Below are 23,942 nucleotides of genomic sequence, written 5' to 3'. Positions count from 1 at the left end.
TGCAACGAGGGTCGTCGCCGTCGTAAGCTAGGGGTTACATGTCCTACGAACTACTTGATCGAATCAAGGGGCCAGAGGACCTCCGCTCGCTCACCCCCGCCCAACGGACGGCGCTCTGTGCCGAGCTGCGCGAACGCATCGTGACGACCGTGCTCGCGAACGGTGGCCACCTCGGCTCCAACCTCGGAGCGGTGGAGCTCACCATCGCGCTCCATCTCGCGTTCGACTCGCCCCGTGACGCCATCCTCTTCGACACCGGGCACCAGACCTATCCCCACAAGCTGCTCACCGGGCGTCACGCGATCTTCGACACGCTCCGCCAGCAAGGGGGGCTGTCCGGCTACCCGAATCGCGCCGAGAGCGAGCACGACTGGATCGAGAACTCCCACGCCTCCACGGCACTGTCGTATGCCTACGGGATCGCCGCTGGCTTCGACCTCACCGGCAGCGCACCACACCGCCGGGTGGTCGCGGTGGTCGGCGACGGCTCGCTCACCGGCGGGCTCGCCTACGAAGCGCTCAACACCATCGGTCACCGCAAGCTCCCGATCATCATCGTCTGGAACGACAACGGCCGCTCGTATGCCCCCACGATCTCCCGACTCTCGTCGTCGCTCACCCGACTGCGACTCAACCCCACCTACATGTCGGCGCGCAACCGCGTCAAACAGGTCATCTCGGACATTCCTCGTGTCGGCCCTCGTGCCGCATCCCAGATCGCCTCGGTGACCGCCGCGCTGCGCGAAGCGATCGAGCCGCGGGTGTTCTTCGAGGCCCTCGGGATTCGCTACGCCGGGCCCGTCGACGGTCACGACATCGACGAGCTCGTCTACGCCTTCGAGGGGGCCAAGGAGTGGGACGGGCCGATCGCCGTACACGTGCTCACCGAGAAGGGCCGGGGCTACCAGCCAGCGGTCGACGACGAGGTGCAGCGCATGCACGACCTCAAGGTGCCACGAGCGCTCACGACCATCGAGGGGGCCGAGCCGGTCTCGTTCACCGAGGCGTTCAGCCGCGCGCTGGTGGATGCCGGCGAACGCGATCGGCGTGTCGTCGCGATCACGGCTGCGATGGGCGCTCCCACGGGGCTCCTGCCGTTCCAGGAACGCTTCGGTGATCGCTACTTCGACGTCGGCATCGCCGAGGCGCACGCCGTCACCGCCGCAGCGGGGATGGCGATGGTCGGGCTGCGCCCGGTCGTCGCGATCTACTCGACCTTCCTCTCTCGGGCGTTCGACCAGGCCAACCTCGACGTCGGTCTGCACCACCTCCCCGTCGTCTTCGTCGCCGATCGCGCCGGGATCACCGGCGACGACGGACCGAGTCACCATGGCGTCCTCGACCTCGTCGAGATGCTCGCGATCCCCGACGTCACGATCTTTACGCCGTCGAGCGCCGACGAGGTGCGCATCGCCCTCGAGGAGGCGCTCAAGCTCGACGGCCCGAGCCTGATCCGCTTCTCGAAGACACCGGGTCCCCGGCGCATCCGCGGCGGCGTCGGCACGGGCCTTGGCGCTCGGGTGGTGCGCGACGCGGGATCTGGCCTCGTGATCGTCGCCTACGGCAAGATGGTGACGCCCGCGCTCACCGCAGCCGACCTCCTCCACGACGATGGCCTCGAGGCGACGGTGATCGACCCACGGGTCGTCCGACCGATCGACCCCGACCTCATCGCCCTCGCCAGTTCGGCCGATGCGGTCGTCACCGTGGAAGACGGCTACGTCCACGGCGGCGCCGGCGCGTTCCTCGCCGATGCGCTGCGCGCCGTGCGCCCGACCATCCCCGTCGCGACGCTCGGGATCCCGACGCGCTACATCCACCACGGTCCCCCCGACGCGCTCCTCGCCGATCTCGGCCTCGACGGCTTCGGGATCGCCGCCAAGATCCGCACCTGGCTCGGCGCGCACGAATCGGCGACCCCCGAGATCACGTCGGATCCGGCCTAGGCCCCCCGAACGCCAACGGGTCGCGATCGCCACGTGGCGACGTCCACGAGCGATCGAGCACGATGACCTCGGCGTCGTGTGCACCGCCCGTGGCGAGTTCGCCGTCGCGGAGCCACGCGGCGCCGCCCAGGTGATCGAGCACGACAGGCTCGCGATCGTGCCACCCGGCGACGGGCCCGCCAGCAGGCTCGGTCACGACGACGAGTCCCTCGCCGACGGCGAGGCCGCAGAGCCAGTGCAGCTCGCCATTCCAGTGGAAGAACACCGGCGAGCGCGCACCGCGCGGCCCGGTGAACTCGTAGAACCCCCTGATCGGCACCACACAGCGGCCCCCCGACAGCGCACCGCGAAACAGCGGCCGCTCGCCGAGCGTCTCACGACGCGCATTGATGACGAGCGAGCCGGCCCGCGTCCTCACGCCGAAGGTGAGCTCACCGACCTCGAGCGAGGGGCTCATACGGACGACGATCGCGCCGTCCGACGGCACGACGACGCCGCGGGACGCGATGCCCGACGGCGTCGCCGATTCAGCGCCGAGCGGCGTCGCAAGCTCGGCGATCGCTCGCGCGAGGCGCTCCGGCCCGAACCGCTGGTCGAAACGGCCGCACATGGCCCTCAAGCGTACCTCGGCCCCGCTCTCCTACACTGGCCGCGTGGCACGCAGCGAAGACCTTGCAATCTGGCTCCAACGCACCGTGTGGCAACGGCGCGTCGGATCGTGGGAGCACGAGGCCTCGCCAGGGCTCGAACGGGTCGTCGAGGCGGTCGTCGCCCACGCCGCGCTCGGCCCCACCGACGAGGTCGTCGACCTCGGCTGCGGCTCGGGTCAGGTGAGCTTGCCCGCCGCCGCCATCGCCCACCACGTCCACGGCGTCGACATCTCTGAGCGGATGGTCGCCCGCCTCCTCGAGCGCGCGCGCGCCGCCAACCTCGCCAACGTCACCGCCGAGGCGACGCCGCTCGAGCGCTTCGCGCTCGAGCCTCGCAGCGTGGACGTCGTGGTCTCCAACTACGTCTTGCACCATCTCTCCGATCGCGCGAAGGCCGAGGTGGTCCGTGCCGCCTACGGCTGGCTCCGGCCGGGAGGTCGCCTCGTGATCGGCGACATGATGCTCGGGCGCGGCGAGTCCGCCAGCGACCGCGCGATCATCGCCGAGAAGGTCCGCGCCTTCGCTGCCCGTGGACCGGCCGGGTACTGGCGCATCGCCAAGAACGCCGTGCGCTACGTGGTGCGCGTCCAGGAAAGGCCGATCTCCCGCGAGCGCTGGGTCACGATCCTGCGGGAGGCTGGCTTCGGCGGCGTCGAGGTCATCCCGGTCGTCTCGGAGGCGGCGATCGTGATCGGGCACGTCCCCGCCTGACCCTGCTCGCGCCCCATCCGGCGTAGACTGCCCCTGCATGCACTGAGGACCCCGACGCAGCGAAGGGAGGCTGGGATGCGCACCGAGCCCTCAAGTCCCCGCCGCTCCGTCCGGGCTTGGCGCGCACGCCGCGCCTAAGCGCTCGTTCTGGCCATCGTCTCGAACGTGGAGGTCCCCCCGTGCACGACTCCCGCACGAGCACGCCCGAGGATGAGGTCATCCGTGGCGGGCTCGGTTCCGTCACCGCTGGCACACTGGCTGGCTCACCCAACTGGCGCCGGCGTCTGCTCGCGCTGCTCGCGATCCTCGGCCCAGGCATCATCGTCATGGTCGGCGACAACGACGCCGGTGGTATCACCACCTATGCCCAGGCCGGCCAGGCCTACGGCTACACGCTGCTGTGGACGCTGCCGATCCTCATCGTCGTCCTCGCGGTGGCCCAAGAGATGGTGGTCCGGCTCGGTGCCGTCACCGGTGTCGGCCACGGCAAGCTGCTCCGAGAGCGCTTCGGCACCTTCTGGGCCGCCTTCAGCGTCGTCGACCTCTTCCTGCTGAACTTCCTCACCCTCGTCACCGAGTTCATCGGCATCCGCTACGCGCTCGGGTTCTTCGGGATCAGCCCGACGATCGCGGCGGGCCTCATGGCCGTAGCCCTGATCGGCAGCGTCGTCTCCGGACGGTTCGAGCGCTGGGAGCGCTTCATGCTGATCCTGGTGGCCGTGAGCCTCCTCGTCTTCCCCCTCATGGGCATGAGCCCGGTGCACTGGGGGGCCGCACTCCACGGCCTCGTCGTCCCAGGTGTCAAGGGCGGCCTCGGTTCGCAGGCGACCATCTTCATCATCGGCATCGTCGGCACCACCATCGCCCCGTGGCAGCTGTTCTTCCAGCAGTCGAACGTCATCGACAAGCGCATCACGCCTCGCTGGATCCGCTTCGAGCGTGCCGACACCTTCATCGGGGCCGTCGTCACCAACGTCGCCGCCGCCGCGGTGATCATCGCCGCCGCCGCGGCGCTCGCGGGAGCCGCAGGGTCGTTTGGCAGCGCAGGCGCGATCGCATCGGGCTTCAGCCACCACGTCAGCGTCGTCGCAGGTGCGCTCTTTGCCATCGTGCTCGCCGAGGCGTCGCTCATCGGGGCCGCCACGGTCACGCTCTCGACGGCCTATGCCCTCGGCGACTTGTTCGGGGTCGAGCAGTCGCTGAACGCCCCCGTCCGCGAGGCTCGAGGCTTCTACGCGAGCTACGTCGCGCTCGTGGTGCTCGCCGGAGGACTCACCCTCATCCCGCGTCTCCCCCTCAGCCTCATCAACCTCGCCGTGCAGGTCCTCGCGGGCGTCCTCCTGCCGAGCGCCCTCGCGTTCTTGCTGCTCCTGTGCAACGATCGAGAGATCCTCGGCCCCTGGGTCAACCCGCCTTGGCTCAACGTCCTCGCAACGTTCATCGTGGGCTTGCTCCTGCAGCTGAGCCTGGTGCTCACGGTGGTGACGATCGTGCCCTCGATCAACGTGATCGGGCTCGTCCTCGCGACCGGTGCCCTCGTCGTCGTCGCGACGGCGGTCGTCGCGATCGCCCAACTTCGCAGCCGCCACCATCGTCCCACGATGCCCATGGAAGACCGTCTGCGCTGGACGATGCCCGCCGCTGCCCTCTTGCACCGCCCGCGCTTCTCGCGAGGCCGTCAGGTCGCCCTCATCGGGCTTCGGGCCTACCTGGTGATCGCGGTGATGCTGATGGTCGTCAGCTTCGTCCACCTCGGCCACTGACGAGCGCGCCAGCGAGGGTCACGCGCGAGCGCTCGCAGGCGCGCCTACCACGATCGACCCGCACACGCCACGCGCGCCGCGGCTACCCGTCGAGCGCTTCGGCACGTCGGCGCCATCCCGGTTGGATGGTGCGAACGAGGACGTCGTCGACGGTGACCGCGCCAAGGAGCACCCCCTCGGCGTCGACGACGGCCACGGCGGCGAGGTTGAAGTCGGCCATGAGGACGGCGACCTCCGTCAGGTCCGCGTCGGGACGCACGGTGCGCGCCTCGGTGTCAGCGAGCTGATCCACCGAGGCGTCGTCGGCGGCACGAAGGAGCGCGACGAGGGGCAGCTGACCGAGGAAGCGACCCTCGGCGTCGACGACGAACAGCACCCACAGGTTCTCCGGTACGGCGGCGCGCGCGCGAAGCGTGCCGCAGGCCTCCGCGACGGTCGTCCCTGCCGCGAGCGCGACGACGTCGGTCGTCATGAGCCCACCGGCCGACTCAGGGTTGTAGGCGAGCAGGCGCTTGATGGTCGCCTGCTGCGGCTCGGGCACCAGCGCGAGCACGCTCTCGCGTCGCTCCTGCTCCAGGCTCATCAACAAGTCGACCGCGTCGTCGGGCTCCATGGTGCCGAGCAGCTCGCCGACCTCGGCGTCGCTGCGCTCGCGGATCGCGTCCCGACGACCCTGCGGCGTGAGCTCTTCCATGACGTCCGCTTCGAAGGCCGGGTCCGCCTGCAGCGCCGCCATGATCTCGCGCCCCTCCGACTCCGAGGCGTCCTCGAGGAGGTCGGCGAGTTCGGCCGGGTGCAGGCGCCGGATCGAGCGCAGCTCGAGGCGGATCCTCGCACTCGGCACATGGCCCACCAAGGGGACGAGATCGCGCCAGTCGACGACCCTCGCCTCGCGCTTGGCGTGCCAGAAGCGTCGATGGTGCTCTTGGGCGACGTCGACCGCGATGACGCGCCACTCGCCCGCGAACGGGATCATGCCGAGGTCCCGAGCGCTCACGAGTCGCGGACGCAGCTTCGACTTCGACCAGATCAGGTGGTGCTCGAGCAGGTCACGAACCGCGAGCACCTCCTGGGGCCGACGCTCGAACCGGCCGAGCTCGCCCTCTTCGAGCGTCGTGACGATCCGCTCGGTGCCGAACTCCTCGATGCGATCTGCCGGCACGAACATGGGCTGGTCGTCGACGTGCACGAGGACGCCGACGACGACCGGATAGCTGGCTTCGACGAGGCGAAGCACCACGTCATCGACACGACCAAACTCGTGACCACCCCGCCCAAGCACCGGCGCCCGACGGATGGCGGAGAGCCACAGGACATCGTCCACGACGCGAAGTCTAGCGCGATCGTCCTCGAGCCTCAGGAGCCCGGGACCACCGGCCGGGGCCAGGGACGTACCGGATCGCGCGGCGCGTGCCGCAGCGCCCCACGCGCAAGGAGCGCGAGCAGCTCCGTCAACCCTCTGATCTCGCACCGCGGCCCGGCGACCTCGACGTAGGACGCGAACAGAGCCTCAGGTACGTGAGCGTCGCTGGCGGCGACCTGTGTGATCCCTCGCTCACGTGCCACGAGCGCCGCCTCCCGATCCCAGGCGACGCGTTTGGCGTTGGCGACCTCGACGAGATCGAGCAGACCGTCGTCCGCGAGCCGCTCGAGTCCCGCTCGACCGAGACCACGACGCGCGGGATCGGTCGGGTGGGGGGCGAGCACGAGACCCCCCAGGTCGCGGATGCGCCGCGCCGTCTCGAGGAGGCCCGCACGCGGCGGCACCCGAGCGTCGAGCCCGAGACCGATCAGCTCCCCCGCGCCGGTGTCGATCTCCTCGCCGACGATGACTTGGCCCGGGACAAGCGCCGCGACCTCGCGCGCCGCGACGATCGCGTGGTGGTCGGTGACGGCGATGACGTCATCGGGCCCGATGCGGGCCGCGAGCTCCTCCGGTCTCGTCGTCGAGTCCCCCGAGGCGTAGGTGTGGACATGGAGATCGAGGCGCACCTAGCGGCCCGCGAGCGTCATGGATCCGACCAGCAGGCTCGCCGCGCGCGTCCCGCTCGGCAGTTCGACCTCGTCGTCACCGACGCCAGCGAGATCGAGCAGCATGCGCTGGAGGTTGCCTGAGATGGTCGCCTCACGCACCGGCTGAGCACCGTTCGGCCCGACGAGTTCCCCTTCGATCCCCACGGAGAAGTCCCCCGAGATCAGGCTGGTGCCCGAGTGCACCCCCGACAGCGACCGCACGACGAGCACGTCACCGGCGGCATCGAGTTCGGCCACCGGTCGCCTCGGCGCCTCGACCCGCACGGCGCGCGCGCCCGGCGCCGGCAGGCCGCCAACCGCGCGGAGCGCGGCCGCGTTGGATTGCCGTCCGGCGAGTCGAGCGGCATAGGCGTCATAGAGCGCCTCGGCGGCAACGCCACCCTCGATGAGCCGATGGGGTCGGGTCGCGAGTCCCTCGCCGTCGACCGGGGTCGCCCCCAGCGAGCGCCCGTCCGTCGGGTCGTCCACCAACGAGAACCACGAGGGCGCGACCCGCTCTCCGAGGCGATCGACGAACATCGAGCGACGACGAGCGAGCGCGAGCCCCGACAGGGCACCCGCCCAGAGACCGAGCAGCGTCTGTGCGCAGCGAGGCTCGAAACGGACCTGGACCTCGCGGCCCACGGGCTTGGTGGCGTCGATCCCCCGGAGCGCACGGCTCGCCGCCTCGTGCGCCACGCGATCTGCGTCGAGGCCCTCGAAGCCTCGCGCCCCAGACGAGGCAAAACCCGTCGAGAGCACACCGCGCCCATCCGCAGCGAGCGCTTGGAGGAACAGCCAAGCGCGGGTCGATCGGACCTGCGTCGCGACACCGGTGGAAGAGGCGATGGCGACCTCGCCGTCGAGCTCGCCGTAGGTCGCCGACTGAACGTCGCAGATCCGCGGGTCCGCAGCCCGACACGCGCGCTCGAGATCGAGGCACGTGGCGATCTTGCGATCGAGCGAGACCGCCGACAGGGTCTCGTCGACGAGCTCGAGCACGACGGGGGCGACGTCGTCGGGCACCGCGAAGACCGCGTCGGGGTCCGCCTCGACGAGCTCAGCGTTCTCTCTCGCGCGCCAGAGCGCGTCGCGGGCGGCAGCGGGGTCGAGCGCATCGACCGTGGCGAAGCCGATGCGGCCCGCCACGAGGACCCGGACCCCGATGGTGACCTCCTCGGCCTGGGTCAGCGACTCGACCGCGCCGTGGAAGCCGACGACCTCCACCTGGCGCGATCGCCCGACGACGACCTCGACCTCCTCCCCGGCCCGCCGATCGTCCACGAGCGCGAGAGCCTGCTCCAACAGCTCAGCCACCGATCGTTCCCCCGAGCGTCACACCGGCCAGTCGCAGCGTCGGCTGGCCGCACCCGACCGGAACGGACTGACCGTTCTTGCCACAGGTCCCCGCGGTCATGTCGAAGTCGTTCGCGACCGCATCCACGGCAGCGAGCACCTCGGGGCCATTCCCGATGAGCTGGGTGTCGCGAATGGGAGCGGTGATGCGGCCGTGCTCGATGAGGTAGGCCTCCTGCACCCCGAAGACGAAGTCTCCGGTGGCCGTGTTGACCTGACCGCCGGAGAGGGCGGCCACGTAGACGCCGTGGTCGGTGCTCGCAACCACGTCTGCTGGATCGCTCTCCCCCGGGGTGAGGAAGGTGTTCGTCATGCGCACCATCGGCAGGGATCGATAGTCCTGGCGCCGACCGTTGCCACGCGGGCTCTGGCCGAGCTTCGTGGCGCTGCGGCGATCCCAGAGGTAGTCGACGAGCTCACCATCGCGGATCAGCACGTTCGACTGGGCAGGGTTGCCCTCGTCGTCGATGTGGTAGCTCCCCCACTCCCCGGCCCGGGTCCCGTCGTCGACGAGCGTCACGAGCGGGCTCGCCACCCGCTCACCGAGACGGCCTGCGTACACGGAGGCGCCCTTGGCGATGTGGTCGGCCTCGAGGCCGTGGCCGCAGGCCTCGTGGAACAAGATGCCGCCCGACCCCTTCGCCAGCACCACCGGCAGAACGCCTGCTGGAGCGGGACGCGCCGCCAGTTTGGCAAGCGCCCGTCGTCCAGCGACCTGCGCGAGGGCGCCGACGTCGAGGGCGTCGAGCAACTCCTCGAGATCGACGGTGGCCGCAGACGTCTCGCGCCCACTCTGGGCCCCGGTGTCCCCGGCGGCCACGACCTGGAACGACACACGCGTGCGTGCCTGCCGATCGGTGACGAATCGGCCCTCGGAGTTGGCCACGAGGATCCGACGCCGCGCGGTCGCGGCCTGGCCGGACACCTGGACGATCGCATCGGCGAGCCCTCGCGCCTCCGTCTCACCAGCGCGCAGCAGCTCCACCATGCGCCGCTTGGCGCTCGGGTCGCGCTCGGGCGCCGCAGGCTCGATGGGTGCTACCTCGAGGGGAGCGACCCGACTCGCGCCTCCCTTCGCGATCGACGAGGCGGTCTCGGCCGCCGCGACGAGCGCGCGAGGCGACAGGTCGGTGGTGTGGGCAAAGCCGGTCGTCTCGCCGACGACGACGCGGATCCCGACCCCACGCCATCCAACGTCGGCCAGGGCGCCGACCCGCCCGTCGTCGACGCTCACCGAGGTCGAGCGCACTTCTTCGACGAACACCTCGGCGAAGTCGCCCCCACGGGCGAGCGCGCGCTGGAGCACGAGGTCCACCAGCTCCGGATCGATCACGACGCTCCCCTCCAGGTCGCTACGGCTTCAGCCTACCGAGGTCTCGTCACTAGGCTCGGTACGGGAAGCCACGGTGCGACCTCGCGGTTGCACAGTGTCGTGAAGGACGAGTGGTCGAGGAGTCAGGCGCAGGTGGACGACGAATCGAGCGCGGTGGTGGAGCCGTGCGTCGCAGAACCGGAGGTCCTCGGAGCCCCCACACGCCTGGTCGAGGCACGCCTCGGCCATCTGCTCGACGCAGAGGCGGCACGCTGGCGCGCCATCGACGAACGCTTCGCCGAACCGTTCGATGAGCTGTCACGCCTCACGCGTGCGGGCGGCAAGCGCCTCCGCCCCGCCCTTGCGTTCTGGGCCGCGCGTGGGCTCGGTGTGGACGGCGACGACGAGCTCCTCGGTGACCTGCTGGTGGCGATCGAGCTCCTCCACACCTTCGCGCTCGTGCACGACGACATCATGGATCGCTCCGAACTTCGCCGCGGTGCTGTGACCGTTCATGCGCGCGCGCGCGACGAGCACCGCTCCCTCAAGCTCCGCGGTGAGGCCGAGACCTACGGGGATGCGATCGGCATCTTGGTCGGGGACTTGGCCCTCACGCTTGCCGACGGCGCCCTCGAGGCGGCCCCGCTCCCGGTGCGTGCCACGTTCACACAGCTCAAGCTCGAGGTCAATCTCGGCCAGTACCTCGACGTGGTCGCGAGCGCCCAGCTCTTCGACACCCCGGAGCACGCCGAGCACATCGCCCTGTTCAAGTCGGCCAAGTACACCGTGGAGCGACCGCTGCATCTCGGCGCGCTGCTGGCGGATCCGGCCGACGGGGTGCTCGCGGCGCTCTCGCGCTTCGCACTCCCCTTGGGGCTCGCGTTTCAGCTGCGTGACGACGTCCTCGGCGTCTTCGGCGACGGTGCTCGCACCCGCAAGCCGGTCGGCGACGACCTACGCGAAGGGAAGTGGACCCTGCTGGTTGCCGAGACCCGAGAGCGGCTCGACGTCGCCGATCTCGTCCGCTTCGACGAGGCGCTCGGGGATGCGAACCTCGAAGGCCGTGCGCTCGACGACGTGCTCGGCCTCGTCCGTCGTAGCGGTGCCCTCGATCGGGTCGAGCAACGCATCGACGAGCTTGCCGACCAGGCGATGGATGCCCTCGGCGACCTCCCGCTCTCCGCTGAGGCGCGCTGCGCGCTCGGGGACCTCGCGACCTTCATCGTCGCCCGTCAGCACTGATCGATGGCACGTATCATCGTCGTCGGCGCTGGGTTCGCCGGACTCTCCGCGGCCTCGAGGCTGGCGGCCGCAGGTCATCGGGTGACCATTCTCGAGCGTCGCTCGCGCCCAGGGGGGCGAGCCGACGCCGTGCGCATCGACGGGGCGACGCTCGACCTCGGCCCCGTCGTGCTCACCATGGTCGGTACGCTGCGATCGATCTGGCGCGCGGCGGGCCGCAACCTCGACGACTACCTCGACCTCATCCCCGTCGAGCCCGGTTACCGGCTCGCGTTCGCAGACTCGACGGGCCCTGATGGCGCGGGGGTGCTGCGAACCTGGAGCGATCGCGAGCGCATGGCCGAGGAAGTCCGTGCCTTCGCCGGCACGCGGGCCCTGGACGAGTGGCAGCGCTGGGCCCGCTGGCTCGAGGAGCTCGCCGGGACGGAGCTGCCGACCTTCATCGAAGCCGACGTCGCCAGCGTCGACCGACTGCTCACGCGCGCACCCGCGCTCTGGCGTCTGTGGCGACTCGGCGCCTTCGGACGCTTGGATGCTCGTGCGGCCCGCGTCCTGTCCGACCCGAGGCTTCGCCGGGCGGTCACCTTCCAGGCGCTCTATGCCGGCGTCTCCCCGCAGCGAGCACTCGGGCTCTTCGGCGTCATCGCCTACATGGACGTGGTCCTCGGCGTCGTTTTTCCACGCGGCGGCATGGCGGCCCTCGGTGAGGCGCTCGGGCGCCTGTGCGAGGACCTGGGCGCCGAGCTGCACCTCGACGAGCCGGTGACGCACTACGAACGCACCGGGAGCCGCATCAGCGCGGTCACGACGCCACAGGGGCGCTACCCGGCCGACGTCGTCGTCACGACCGAGGACCCGCTCGGCCTCGGTCGACGTCTCGGCCTCGGCTACGCCAAGCGACGGTGGCGCCTCGCACCCTCGGCCCTCGTCGTGGTGCGCTACGAGGACGCCCCGCTTCCCGCGGACCTCGAGCACCACAACGTGTTCTTCGGGCAAGCGTGGGAGGAAGCCTTCGACGACCTCATCGAGACCCGGCGCCTCATGCGAGACCCCTCGACGCTCGTCTCGCTGCCCCAGCGCACCGATCCGACGATCGCGCCCCGTGGCCGTGTCGTCTACGCCCTCGAGCCCGTGCCGAACCTGAACGGCCAGCTCCGCTGGCCCGAGGACGCGGCTGCGGCGCGCGAACGCCTCGAAGAGCGTCTCGGCACCTTCGGACTGGCTCGTCGTTCGGACCCCATCTCCGAGATCGTGCTCGACCCCGAGGCGTGGGCTGCCCAGGGCATGGACGCCGGGACGCCGTTCTCGTTCGCGCACACCTTCTGGCAATCGGGCCCGTTCCGCGCGCCGATGGCCCCTCGCGAGTTCGACAACCTCGTCCTCGCAGGATCGGGGACGCACCCGGGCGTCGGCGTTCCGCTCGCGCTCACCTCGGGTCAGCTCGCCGCGGCTCGCGTGCTCGCCGACCACCCGGGAAGCATGGTACGTCGATGATGCGCCAATCCGCTGGTCTCTCCTCGACTCGATCCGTCGCGCGCCGCTACGGGCGCACGTACTACCTCGCATCCCGCCTCCTCGAGCCGGACGCGCGCCCAGGCATCTGGGCGATCTACGCCTTCTGTCGACGGGCCGACGACATCGTCGACGGTAGCGCCACCACCGACGAAAAGCGTCGCGGTCTCGACGAGCTCGAAGCGATGCTCTGCCAGGCCCTCGTACGCGGCGGCAGCGACGACCCGGCCCTCGATGCGCTGGTGTCGACCTACGAGCGCTGGCAGATCGAGCCGGAGACGCTCGCTCGCTTCCTTGGCGCGATGCGGCGCGACCTCACCGTCCGGCGCTACCAGCGATGGGACGATCTGCTCGACTACATGGAAGGATCCGCCGCCGTCATCGGCGAGATGGTCCTCCCCATCCTCGGTGGCCCACCCGCTGCTCGCGAGCCCGCTCGCGCGCTCGGGCTCGCCTTCCAGCTCACCAACTTCATCCGCGACGTCGGCGAAGACCTCGATCGGGGACGGATCTACCTGCCACTCGAGGACGTGGCGAACCACGGGGCGCTCGACGACTTGCTCGCGCGTCGGCCCTCGCCGGCGGTACGAGCGCTCGTGCGCTTCGAGATCGAACGAGCACGGACCCTCTATCGGGACTCACTCGCCGGTGATCCCCTCCTGCCGCGCGCCTCCCGCCGCTGCGTCGAGGTGGCACGCGAGCTCTACAGCGCCATCATGCTCGAGGTCGAACGCAACGACTACGACGTTCTCACACGGCGAGCCATCGTCCCGAAGCGACGCCGCGCCGCCGAGGTCGTGCGGGCGCTCGTCGCACCCCGTGCGCTGCCACGACTCCTCGCCGAGGAGGGCGCTCGAGCTTGAGGGTCCGAGCGTCGGTGCGGACGATGGTCGGGAACGGCTCCAGCCAGTTCGTGAAGCCGCCCATCGCGACCGCTTCGAGCTGTGACTGTCCAACCCGGGTTGGCGTCGCGGCCGTGACGTAGATGCCGTCACCGAGCTGGCCGAACAGGTTGCCGCCCATGACAGAGGCGGCGCCGCTCGTGGTGTCAGGACCACCGTCGACACGCCTGGCGAGGTGACGTCGCTGACGCTCACGCCATGAGGCAACTGCACCTGGACCGGTACGAGGTCGTTGAAGAAACCCCCGGCACCCAGCTGTCCCGTCGTGTTCGAACCCTCTCGCGTAGACGGTGCCGTTGCTACCCAGTACTGAGGCCGCGTGACAACCCGCCGCGACCTCGGCAGCGCCGACAGGCAGCGCGACCGGCACCGGCGTGGCGACGTCGGTTTCGGTGGTGCCGTTGCCGACCTGCCCCTGGTCGTCCTGCCCCTGGCAGAGACCGTGCCGTTCGACGAGCGCGCCAGCGTGAAGTAGCCACCGCCGGCCACCTGCGCGATCTGGGTCCCAGCAGGGAACGTCACCGAGACCGGCGTCGAACTTGCCACCGTGGTCGAGCCGTTGCCGAGCTCGCCGAGTGGGTTCTCGCCGACGGCGAGCACCCCACCCGAGTTCGTCACGACAGAGGCGTCGCAGGCTGCCGATCCCAGGCCCACGACCGAGCCCGGAGCGATACCGACCATCGGCTGAGGCGACTCGAAGGCGCTCGCCGCGTCGACGACCCGCAAGGGCGCCGACGATGTCTGGCGCATCACGACGCAGAGCACCTCGCCCGAGCTCGCAGCGGTCGCTGTCATGCCGGCGGTGCCAGGGCCAGCACATCCCCGCACGCCGACGACACCGTCGGGTGTCGTCGATGTCGACGGCGGCGCGACGCTGGCGCCGGTCCCCGGGTCGAACGCGAGCGCAACGCTCGTGGCTCCGTTCGTGGTCGCAAGACCGCCCCGATCCACGAGCTGGGCGATGACGAGGGCACTGTCGCCAGCGGCGCTTCGGCTCGCGTCGCGAACCACGATGCGCACGCCAACCGCTGCATCCGAACGTGGCGCCACCGACTCGGTCGCGCAGATCCGGTCAGCACCGACCACCACAGGGGCGCTCACTCCTCGAGCACGAGGTTCGGGAGCATCACACCCCCAACGTCGATGACGTGCTCCCCAGCAGCGAGTTCCGCCGGAACCGTGCACGCGAGGCTCGCGCCGATCGCGCCAGCGTCGCGAGCCGAGACCCCCTGGCAGGACTGACCATCGAGCGCCACCGTGACGGCACTCGAGAAGTGGGCCCACGGCAGGTTGACGACCAGCTGCGTTCCGGCGCTCGCGCCTGTCGGGAAACTCACCACGAGCGAGCCTTGGGTCGTCGCGCCGACGAGATCCGTGGCAAAGGACCAGCCCGGCACCTCGCTCGCCGCTGGAGCTGTGTCCGACGACGCGGCGACGATGCCGAGCGAGCAGATCGTTGGCGCCAGCGCAACGCCCAGCCACTGCCACCCAGCCACCGCCACTGCCGTCGCACGCCTCGTGTCGTGGTTCCCCCTGGTTGTCACTGTCCTCGTCGTGTGTGCCGACTCACCCGGTCGTCGCGAACCCAGCTGGCAACGCCGCGAGCGCTTCCGCCATGAGTCCGGGGTCGGGCGCGTGGCACGCCGGGCAACCGACGCCTGGCGCCGGCACGTTCAGCCAGTACCCGTTCACCAACCCTGCCGTCGCTTCCATGTCGGCCGTGAGCTCCGCTGCAGTGACCGGCGTTCCGCGCGGATTCGACGACAAGCCTGCGATGATCGGCACTGACGGATCGACCGAGCGGATCACCGCAACGTCACGTGCCACCACAGCCCGGTACCGGGCGGTCGATCGTTCCGACTGTTGCACCGTGTTGAGCCCGACGATGCTGCACGGTGGCACCTCGTTCTGGGCCGTACGCTCCCCTGATGGAAGTCGGTCCGACTCGATAAAGTCACAGATGCTCTGGAGACCCGCGGCGCGAGCAACAGCGGCTGCGCGCTCGGTGGAGAGCCGGATGTTGTCTTGCTCGACGGTGGGGGTGTTCGCAAAGCGCTCGTTGTCGTAGATCACAGCGCGCACTCCCGTCGCAAGCTCATGGTCGGCGATCGCCTGGGCGAGCTGTGACTCGGCGTGAAAGTCAGCCGTCGGAATGACCGGGACCAGGGTGCTCGGATGCTGCCGCGGCGTGATCGGTTCGTACACGACGCCACGGGCAAAGAGAGCACGGACGGGGGCGACGGAGACGACTTGATCGAAGTGCGCCTCGGCCAGCAGCCAGATCGTGTGCCTGCTCGTTGGTGCCTCGATCGGTTGGCCTCCCGTCGGGCTCGGCATGAAGAGGTGCTGCGTGTGATGATGGTGCTTCGCCCCTCGTGGCGCCGCGACCGCGACGACCGCGGCCACCACCAACGCGAGCGAACCCGCCAGGAGCAGCTTGCGCCTCAGGACTCACCCCGCAGCAACGCCACCGCGACCTGCGGCTGCGCGATGCCACACCGCGGACACGAGACCCCGGCCTGGGGGATGTTCAGCCAGTAGCCGCTCGCCGTAGCCTTGGTCAGCGCGATGTCCTGGGCCAAGGTTGTCGCGCTGACCCGTTGCCCACTCGGGTTCGTCGACAGTCCGAGCACGAAGCGAATCGTCGGGTTCGCACTCCGAGCAAGCACCTCGACCTGATCGACGAAGCTCGCATACCGCGACGGCGTCGCCTCGAGACCTTGTGCCTGGATCTCGAGGATCTGCGCGGCGCGCGACGCTGCTTGCACCACGCCGCTGGCGAGAAAACCGGTCCGAACACGCTGGCCCGGGGTGAGGACGAGAGCGAGGTCGGTGGCGGGAGCCGCGACGAGATCGACGCCTGCCGCCCTGGCCAACGTGCCAGCCTGTGTGAACGTCGCACCCGCCTGAAGCTGCTCGGCCAGTGGCGAGCGCGGCCAGTGCTCGAGATCGAGCAATACGACATCCCCGGACGTCGCCACGCGCAGCGCCTCGCGAACGCCGGCGAGGCTCGTCGCATCGAGGGCGCGGTGCCCCGCCCACCCCGCATAGCTGGCCGCTTGCGACGGCCCGACGATCAGGGTGGTATTCGCCGGACGGAACACCGCATTCGTCCAGCTCGAACCTGCCGCTGCATCGAGGCGACGCAGCGCCGAGGCCGCGAGCCACCAATGCACCCCGACGAGCGACGGGGCGATCTCGTGCGCCGCGCGCTCACTCGTCGGGCGATGGTGCGGTGCTTGCACCTCGCCACAGCCAGCGAGCGCCAGCGCGAGCGCGCCGAGGATGAGCCGCCTAGCGAGCGTTCGCATCTGCCATGGCCTCGACCCGACGTTCTGGATCGACGGCTGCGCCCAACGGCGGCAGCGACAGGATACCCGAGAGCAAACCGAGTTTGCGGACCATGGTAAAGGGCACCCACACCCAGAGATGGCGTAGTTCCCGCCAGAATCCCCAGTAGAGCGCGACGCCGATCAGCAAGAGAAGTTGCGGCGCAAGGGTGAAAGCAAGCAACACGAGGGTACGCAGCGGCGAGCCAGCGACCCGCGGGATGAGCAAGAAGAAGACGGCACTCGAGATGTAGGTGATCGGCCGGATCATCGAGGTGAGCTTGTTGAAGAGGAAGCGGAGTTGGATGATGAGCCGCGGATGGAGCTCTCGCGCGCGCCAGGGAAGATGACGCGCGCCGATGTGGAACGACGCGCGCGACCACCGAGTGCGCTGCTCCAAGAAAGCCCCAAGGGTCTGGGGGACGTCCTCGTAGATCACGATGCGCGGGTCGATCACCGAACGCAGACCGAGCTTGCCGAGGTTGAAGGTGAGGTCGGAGTCCTCACCGTTCATCCCCTCGACAAAGCCACCGAGCGCGAGAGCCTCCGCTCTGCGGAAGGCCATGTAGGTCCCGGGAACGTTGTTCGCGTCCACGCGCTCGAACGCCAGCCGAGAGAACCCGAAGGTCATGAGACACTCGAAGAGTCGGCCACGCGTGTACCACGCAGGGAGCGCCATGTTCGGAAGGTCGAAGGCACCGATGCAGCCGATCGCCGGGTTGGCGAACCAGTCTGGGAGCGGCCGCAAGCAGTTCGCATCCACGAGGATATCGGCGTCGACACGCACGACGATGCGCGTGGAGGCGGCTTCGAGCGCCCGGTTGAGCGCGACCGCCTTGCCACCGTGCGGCCCGCCCACAGCGACGATCTCGGCCGCCCGAGCAGTCTGGGCCGCCATCTCGATGACCTCGAGGGTGCGGTCGTGAGAACCGTCGTCCGCGACGAGGACTCGGACTCGGCCGGGATAGGCAGCCGCCGCCGCATCGAGCGCGGCGAGTGCGGCACCGATGCCAGCTTCTTCGTTGAAGGCCGGCATGATCACGTCGATCGGCTCCGTGGGATCCCCGACCCCAGGTCGATCCTTCGGGCGCACGAGCAGCAGCACGACCGAGACGGCCATGATCAGCGCGGGCAGGGCCAAGAACACGAGCAGTCCGTCCGGCGGCGACACAGCGCTCAAGCTCCCACCGATGCCGCGGGCGAGCGCGCCGGCGCCGATGAGAATGAGGACGAAGACGCCGATGAGCAGCAGCGCGCTGGCGAGCGGGCGCAGCCCAACCCTTGCCGCGTAGCGCCGCGGCAAGGCACTCGAGAGGAAGATCAATGCCAACAGGCCGACGAAGCCGGCCGCCAAACTCGCGAGCTCTGCGAGGTAGAAGACCACCACCGACGGGGCCCCGAACCACGATGCCATCACCTCGGCGGCCCCGACGACGAGCGGTCCCCCGATGAGGACGACAGCGAGGACGCCAACGCTGACGACGAGCGAGCGCACGCTGTGACGACGTGCGATCACGAAAGAACTGAGGCTCCCGTCCTCGAGCAGCAGCAAGAGCGGGTTGGTGTGGACGAGATACGAGCTGGCCGTCGAGGCACCGAGTCCGGCTCGCTCGAGGATCAGCGCAAGAACGGCCTTCAACGCGCCTGCGGCCTCGGCCCAGTCGCGAGCTACGAGGATCGACCACGCCACGATGGCGACGATGAACACTACGAGACGTGGGATCGAGCGCTGCGGTGACGGCAGGCGCACGTGACGCAACCCGTCGCCATGGTCACCACGCCCGCCGTGGAGCACGGCCCAACTGCCCGCCGCCAACAGGGCCACGGCTCCGAGGACGACGACGACGCCGTGTGGGGTCATCGTCGACCAGAGCTTGAGATGCTGGCATTCCCCGTGAGCCCGGTCAGCAAACCGGCTGGAAGACGGCCGCTCAGTTCCGACTGGACCTCATAGCTCACGACGCCGGCCGCAACGACCGGGCGGGGAAAGATCTGTTCGACGACCCCGTGGACGACACCGATGCCTTGGCTGCTCGGTGTGAACGTCACCTGATCACCGAGGTGCACCTTGCCGATGACGCTCTCGGGGACGAGCGTCTCGAGGTACGTGGGGGCGTGACCCTTGATGACCACGACCGGGGTCGAGGCCACCGGCTGGCTCGACTCCGTCTGGGTCGACGGGAACAGTGTGAACCCAGGGGTCACGGCCACGCTCGAGCCGCTCGGTACCGCATCGCCGACCCCACTCGCGCTCACCGTCTCACCCACCGCGCCGTCGACGCTCACGACCGTCCCAGCGATCGGCGCTCGCAGGGTCTGTGTCGCAGCGGTCTGGGCGGCAGCATTGAGTTCGCCTTGATCCCGCGCAAGCTGAGCCTGGGCTGCTACCAGCGAGACCTTGAGCGCTGCGAGCTGCGTCGACGACACGCCATCACTCTCGCTCGCCTGTGCTTCCGCGTCGCTCAACGCACGTTGATCCGCAGCAATCAGGCTCTGGACACCGTCGACGGCGCTCTGTGAGCTCGCCTTGGCCTGGGCGAGGGCGAGCTCATCGGCAGCGACACGATGCTGGGCATCAGCACACGCCACCTGTGCCGCGGTTGGCGGCGAAGCCGTCGGGCCGACGCCGGAGCATGCCGCCACAGCGGCAGCCTGATCGGCGCCCAGCAGGGACTGTGCGGCGGCGACCGTGGCCGCCCCTTGAGCTTGGACCGATGCCAGCTGGCTCTCGTCGCTCGTGAGTGCTTGGCGCGCCGCCGCGACCTCAGCCTGGGCCGCCTGGGCGACGACCCCAGCGTTCGCCGAGGTCACGCTCGACATCTGCGCGATGAGCGCTTGCAGCGCACTGACTTCGCTCGTGTCCGCTGCGATCGCGGCCTGATCGGCATGACGGGTCTCGCTGAGGCCCGGGACCACCTCGGTCGCGAGTACCTGGCCGCTCGCGACCCGCTCGCCTGGGTGAACGGCCAGCTGCGAAATCGTTCCCGCAGCCGGGAACGAGAGACTCACTTCACCCGGGTCGACCACCTCCGACGACAGCGACGAGAGTGGTGAGCCAGCCAGGCCGCTCACGACCACGTAGCCGACCACGACGATGACGACCGCCACGATGATGGCAACGAGCCAACCGCGGCGCGACGGCCGCACCGGGGCTGCGACCACCGGGAGCTCCATCGCTGGAGGACTCGCCGCCGGCGTGCTCACCGGAGGGGCACTCGGCGCCTCACGCAGGTCGATGACCGCCTCCGACGAGGTCACATCGATGCCCTCGAGCGATTCGGGATCGACGAGCGGCCAGATGGTTTCAGCCCCACGCTGCTCCTCGTCATCGCCTGACCACGGTCGGTCCGACGACTCCTGGCTCTTGACCATCGCAACCCTCCCTCACGCCTCTGCTCGCGCCGGCACCTACGCCAGCGCCTCCCGAATGGTGTCCGTGGCCTCGCGTGCTCGGTTCTCGGCCGCCACGGTGAGGTCCGCGTGGCGATACCAGACCTCGTTCGCACCCTCGCGCCAGGTCACCGTCGGGGTCTCGAGGAGCTCGGGGTCGACGTTGGCGGCGTTCGCCTGGACGAAGTCCACCAACGAGTCGATGAGGGTGTCGGCGAGGTAGTGGGGTTGCAGACCGAGGTCGAGCAGGGCCGAGTGACGGGCGTTGTAGTAGTGCTCTTCCTTCTCGACGCGTGGGTTGTCGAGGTGGGCGATGGTGGGGGTGAGGCCTCGGCGTCCCAGGACACCTGCCACGGTCTCGGCGAGCTCGTTCAGGGTGAACTGCTCGGTGAACTGGTTGAAGACACGGAACTCACCGGGGGCGGCCGGGTTCTCGAGCGCCAGGGTGATGCAGGCCATGGTGTCGCGGATGTCGAGGTAGCCACGGGTCTGGCCGCCACGGCCGTAGACGGTGATGGGGTAGCCGAGGGACCCTTGGATCACGAAGCGGTTGAGGGCGGTGCCCCAGACCGAGTCGTAGTCGAAGCGGGTCGCAAGGCGCGGATCGAGCACCGTCTCGTCGGTGGCGACGCCGTAGACGACGCCCTGGTTCAAGTCGGTGGCGCGGAAGTTCCACACCCTCGTCGTGAAGTGGATGTTGTAGGAGTCGGCCACCTTGGAGAGGTGGTAGAAGCTGTGGGGCAGCTTCGGGTAGGGCAAGGTGTCGCTACGGCCGTTGTGGGTGATGGTGAGGTAACCCTCTTCGATGTCGATGTTCGGGGTTCCGTACTCGCCCATGGAGCCGAGCTTGACGAGGTGGATCTCGGGGTTGACCTCGCGCATGGCAAAGAGGATGTTGAGGTTGCCCACGATGTTGTTGACCTGAGTGCGCACCGCGTGGTCGCGCGAGATCATCGAGTAGGGGGCGCTGCGCTGCTCGCCGAAGTGCACGAGGGCCTCTGGGTCGTGGGCGCGCATGGTCTCGAGGACGAAGTCGTAGTCGCAGATGTCGCCTTCGGCGATGCGGATGGGGGCACCCTTGCCGAGGGCGTTCCAGGTCTCGACGCGCTCGGTGAACGAGGCGATCTCGTTCAGGGGACGGGTACCGCCTTCTGCGTCCCAACGGCGACGGGCACCGTTGTCGATGGCGAGCACGTCGTGACCTTGGGCCGCGAGGTGCAGCGCCATCGGCCACCCGATGTAGCCGTCCGCGCCGTAGACGATGATGCGCATGGTGGTGGTTCTCCTTCCTTGTCGAGCGGATCAGTGTCGACGCACGACGATCCGTGCCAACACATTTACTCGAATTCGACACCTTCAGCTCTCGCTGTGGTAACTGTAGCCGCACCATGAGGGGCCAACCAGCACGAGTTCTCCAGGTATTTGTCCCCGTAACGCACTGTTCACTACACCTGATCGACATGTTCGCACTGTGTTGCCACTTTCTCCCCACAGGAAGTTGCGTGACCACTCTCCGCATTCCCACGCTCTGTGGTCGTCCGGCTTCTCGACAGCGTCATCCCATCCGGCCAGCCAGCCGAGACACGCGCGCCCCGACACGACCGACGAGGGCGCACATGCGCCGCCAGGGACGCGGCAGGGGCTCTCGCGGCCCCAGCCGGGCTCAGCTCACGCGCGTCGTAGCTTGACCATCGAGGCGAAGAAGCGACGCTCGCCAGCGCCGTGGAACGCGATCACGAGCTCGTCGTCGACGCCCCGCGGCACGACCCGTCTGATGGTTCCCTCGCCGTAGCGAGCGTGGAAGACTCGATCGCCTACCACCCACTCGCTCCGGGCTGCACGGGCTTCGACGACCGCACTCGCACGTTGGATCGACTCCGCACACGCCGTCCCGACAGCGACGGGCGCCGCGGTCGTCGCCACGAGATCAGCCGGCAGCTCGTCGAGAAAGCGACTGGGTGGGTTGTAGAGCGGCTCGCCCCAGCTCGCCCGGCGCCTCGCGCTCGTGAGAACGAGCGTCGTGCGTGCTCGGGTCATGGCGACGTAGAACAGTCGACGCTCCTCCTCGACCGCCTCGGCATCGACGATGGCACGCACGTGGGGAAAGACCCCCTCCTCGAGTCCCACGACCACCACGACGTCGAACTCCAGACCCTTGGCGGCGTGCGCCGTCAAGAGGGTGACGCCCGAGGCACCCATCACCTCGTCGACCGCCGACACGAGCGCGGCGCGCTCCAGGAAGCTCTCGAGATCGTCAGCCTCCGCCGCCGAGGCACGCAGTTCGGCGATGTTCTCGAGGCGACCCTCGAGGGTGATCGGATCCTCCTCGTTGAGGTGCTCGAGGTAGCTCGTCTCGGCGACGACCGCGTCGATCAGCTCGCTCGGTCGATGGAGCGACGCAAGCGCTCCCAGGCGATCGATGAGCTCGACGAACCCTCGCAGGGCCCGCTCCTGGCGGCTCGTCAGACCGAGCACCTCGACGCCCTCTGCACGCAGCAGCGACAGCATGCTCCGACCGCGCAGTGCCGCAGCCGCCTGGAGCGCCTCCTCGGTGCCCCGGCCGATCCCGCGCCGTGGCACGTTCAGAATCCGCGCCAGCGCGACGTCGTCGTCCGGGTTGGCGAGGACTCTCAGGTAGGCGAGCAGATCACGCACCTCGCGGCGCTCGTAGAAACGGACGCCTCCGACCACGCGGAACGGGATGCCCGCCTCCGAGAAGGCTTCTTCGAGCGGACGACTCTGCGCATTGGTGCGAAAGATGACCGCAATCTCGCTGGGATCGACGCCGCCACGTTGGAGGAACTCTCGTACGGTCGCGGCCACCCAACGGGCCTCGTCCCGCTCGTCGGTGGCCTGATAGCGTCGCGCCGGCGTGCCCTCGCCGAGCTCGGAGAACAGGTGCTTGGCGTAGCGACGACGGTTCTTGGCGATCACCGCGTTGGCGAGCCCCAAGATGGCGTTGGTCGAGCGATAGTTCTGCTCGAGCGTGACGACCTTCGCGCCGTCGAAGCGCTCCTCGAACGTGAGGACACCAGAGGGATCCGCACCGCGGAAGGCGTAGATCGACTGATCGACGTCGCCGACGGCGAACACGCTCCCGCTACGACCGACGAGCTCGGCGACGAAGGCGTGCTGGGCCGGGTTCGCATCCTGGTACTCGTCGATGAGGACGTGGCGGAACCGACGTCGCCAATGCTCGGCGAGCTCCGGTCGCGTCGCGAGACCCTCGACGACGAGTCCGATCAGATCGTCGAAGTCGGCCGCGTTCGCCTCGGCAAGCGCGGCCTGGTAGGACCGATAGACCATGGCGACCTGGCGCTCGTAGAGCCCCTCCGCCTCGTCGGTGAAACGCTCCGGGTCGACGAGCCGAGCCTTGGCGAGCGACACCTGCTGGGCGATCGCCCGCGGTGGGAACCGCTTGGTGTCGAGGTCCAAGCGTCGAATGGTCCGCTCGAGCAACCGCCTCGCATCGTCTTGGTCATAGATGCTCCAGCCAGAGCGCAAACCCCCGAGTTCGGGGTGCAGCCGGAGCATCCGCGCGCACGCGGCGTGGAACGTCGAGACCCACAAGCCATCCGCGTTGGGTCCAACAAGACTGCGGACGCGCTCGGCCATCTCCCCGGCTGCCTTGTTGGTGAAGGTGATCGCGAGGATCGACGACGGCCGCTCGCCAGCGGCGAGCAGCCAGGCGACGCGGCGCGTCAGCACCCTCGTCTTGCCCGAGCCGGCCCCTGCGAGCACGAGCACCGGTCCGATCGGAGCGCTGACCGCCTCTCGCTGCGAGGGGTTCAGATCCTCGAGGAGCTCCTCGAGCAC

Annotated in this window: 19 protein-coding genes and 1 pseudogene; 7 read left to right on the top strand and 13 right to left on the bottom strand. The window is 69.4% G+C overall.

Annotated elements, in window-relative coordinates:
• Positions 1-38 precede the first annotated feature (38 nt).
• Positions 39-1,946 (top strand): 1-deoxy-D-xylulose-5-phosphate synthase, encoded by a 1,908-nt coding sequence (gene dxs / locus AFER_RS02455; RefSeq protein WP_015797945.1) that lies wholly within the window; start codon positions 39-41, stop codon positions 1,944-1,946.
• On the opposite strand, the gene AFER_RS10775 is transcribed toward dxs, so the two are convergent.
• Positions 1,927-2,556 carry an SOS response-associated peptidase family protein gene (locus tag AFER_RS10775; protein ID WP_015797944.1) on the bottom strand — a complete coding sequence of 210 codons (630 nt, stop codon included), beginning with the start codon at positions 2,554-2,556 and terminating at the stop codon, positions 1,927-1,929. The two genes, dxs and AFER_RS10775, sit on opposite strands and share 20 nt — an antisense overlap.
• Before the next feature lie 43 nt (positions 2,557-2,599).
• Here AFER_RS10775 and AFER_RS10770 point away from each other — a divergent pair, with 43 nt between their 5' ends.
• On the top strand, positions 2,600-3,307 hold the full coding sequence (locus tag AFER_RS10770; RefSeq protein ID WP_015797943.1) for a class I SAM-dependent methyltransferase: 708 nt from the start codon (positions 2,600-2,602) through the stop codon (positions 3,305-3,307).
• Positions 3,308-3,486: 179 nt separating this feature from the next.
• The gene (locus tag AFER_RS02440) at positions 3,487-5,070 is read left to right on the top strand and encodes an NRAMP family divalent metal transporter (RefSeq protein ID WP_015797942.1); all 1,584 of its coding nucleotides are present in this window, start codon (positions 3,487-3,489) and stop codon (positions 5,068-5,070) included.
• 82 nt (positions 5,071-5,152) lie between these two features.
• Here AFER_RS02440 and AFER_RS02435 read toward each other — a convergent pair whose 3' ends face one another.
• The 4 genes from AFER_RS02435 to AFER_RS02425 are packed head-to-tail and all read right to left on the bottom strand — an operon-like array spanning position 5,153 to position 9,772.
• Entirely contained in the window at positions 5,153-6,394 is a 1,242-nt protein-coding gene (locus tag AFER_RS02435) for a magnesium transporter MgtE N-terminal domain-containing protein (RefSeq protein WP_015797941.1), read from the bottom strand.
• Positions 6,395-6,426: 32 nt separating this feature from the next.
• The gene (locus AFER_RS02430) at positions 6,427-7,062 is read right to left on the bottom strand and encodes a PHP domain-containing protein (protein ID WP_015797940.1); all 636 of its coding nucleotides are present in this window, start codon (positions 7,060-7,062) and stop codon (positions 6,427-6,429) included.
• Positions 7,063-8,400: a TldD/PmbA family protein gene (locus AFER_RS10765; RefSeq protein ID WP_015797939.1), complete on the bottom strand. Its 1,338-nt coding sequence runs from the start codon at positions 8,398-8,400 to the stop codon at positions 7,063-7,065.
• On the bottom strand, positions 8,393-9,772 hold the full coding sequence (locus AFER_RS02425; protein ID WP_015797938.1) for a TldD/PmbA family protein: 1,380 nt from the start codon (positions 9,770-9,772) through the stop codon (positions 8,393-8,395). The genes AFER_RS10765 and AFER_RS02425 overlap by 8 nt, the downstream gene beginning before the upstream one ends.
• 132 nt (positions 9,773-9,904) lie before the next feature.
• Here AFER_RS02425 and AFER_RS11485 point away from each other — a divergent pair, with 132 nt between their 5' ends.
• The 4 genes from AFER_RS11485 to AFER_RS12230 all read left to right on the top strand — a co-directional run bounded on the left by AFER_RS11485 (position 9,905) and on the right by AFER_RS12230 (position 13,882).
• Positions 9,905-10,993 (top strand): polyprenyl synthetase family protein, encoded by a 1,089-nt coding sequence (locus AFER_RS11485; RefSeq protein ID WP_015797937.1) that lies wholly within the window; start codon positions 9,905-9,907, stop codon positions 10,991-10,993.
• Positions 10,994-10,996: 3 nt separating this feature from the next.
• Positions 10,997-12,487 carry a phytoene desaturase family protein gene (crtI, locus tag AFER_RS02415; RefSeq protein ID WP_015797936.1) on the top strand — a complete coding sequence of 497 codons (1,491 nt, stop codon included), beginning with the start codon at positions 10,997-10,999 and terminating at the stop codon, positions 12,485-12,487.
• Positions 12,484-13,368: a phytoene/squalene synthase family protein gene (locus AFER_RS02410; RefSeq protein WP_015797935.1), complete on the top strand. Its 885-nt coding sequence runs from the start codon at positions 12,484-12,486 to the stop codon at positions 13,366-13,368. The genes crtI and AFER_RS02410 overlap by 4 nt, the downstream gene beginning before the upstream one ends.
• 358 nt (positions 13,369-13,726) lie before the next feature.
• Positions 13,727-13,882, top strand: coding sequence for a hypothetical protein (locus tag AFER_RS12230; protein ID WP_171788918.1), 156 nt, complete (start codon positions 13,727-13,729; stop codon positions 13,880-13,882).
• Between the two features lie 44 nt (positions 13,883-13,926).
• Here AFER_RS12230 and AFER_RS12840 read toward each other — a convergent pair.
• The 8 genes and pseudogenes from AFER_RS12840 to AFER_RS02370 form a co-directional block, all read right to left on the bottom strand.
• A pseudogene (locus AFER_RS12840) lies at positions 13,927-14,088 on the bottom strand (hypothetical protein); the annotation flags it as partial.
• Between the two features lie 416 nt (positions 14,089-14,504).
• Positions 14,505-14,951, bottom strand: coding sequence for a hypothetical protein (locus tag AFER_RS02400; RefSeq protein WP_143711913.1), 447 nt, complete (start codon positions 14,949-14,951; stop codon positions 14,505-14,507).
• A gap of 22 nt (positions 14,952-14,973) precedes the next feature.
• A complete protein-coding gene (locus AFER_RS02395) occupies positions 14,974-15,813 on the bottom strand; it encodes a hypothetical protein (protein WP_041661628.1) in 840 nt (279 codons plus the stop codon).
• 38 nt (positions 15,814-15,851) lie between these two features.
• On the bottom strand, positions 15,852-16,718 hold the full coding sequence (locus tag AFER_RS02390; protein ID WP_015797932.1) for a hypothetical protein: 867 nt from the start codon (positions 16,716-16,718) through the stop codon (positions 15,852-15,854).
• Complete coding sequence (locus AFER_RS02385; protein WP_015797931.1) at positions 16,702-18,597, bottom strand: glycosyltransferase family 2 protein; 1,896 nt, start codon at positions 18,595-18,597, stop codon at positions 16,702-16,704. The genes AFER_RS02390 and AFER_RS02385 overlap by 17 nt, the downstream gene beginning before the upstream one ends.
• Positions 18,594-20,108, bottom strand: coding sequence for an HlyD family secretion protein (locus tag AFER_RS02380; protein WP_015797930.1), 1,515 nt, complete (start codon positions 20,106-20,108; stop codon positions 18,594-18,596). Before AFER_RS02380 ends, AFER_RS02385 begins: the two co-directional genes overlap by 4 nt.
• Before the next feature lie 36 nt (positions 20,109-20,144).
• Entirely contained in the window at positions 20,145-21,398 is a 1,254-nt protein-coding gene (locus AFER_RS02375; RefSeq protein ID WP_015797929.1) for an NAD-dependent epimerase/dehydratase family protein, read from the bottom strand.
• A gap of 396 nt (positions 21,399-21,794) precedes the next feature.
• Positions 21,795-23,942: an ATP-dependent helicase gene (locus AFER_RS02370; protein WP_015797928.1), complete on the bottom strand. Its 2,148-nt coding sequence runs from the start codon at positions 23,940-23,942 to the stop codon at positions 21,795-21,797.

The sequence above is a fragment of the Acidimicrobium ferrooxidans DSM 10331 genome (genome assembly GCF_000023265.1).
Classification (GTDB): domain Bacteria; phylum Actinomycetota; class Acidimicrobiia; order Acidimicrobiales; family Acidimicrobiaceae; genus Acidimicrobium; species Acidimicrobium ferrooxidans.
This window is presented reverse-complemented; position numbering and strand designations above follow the sequence as displayed.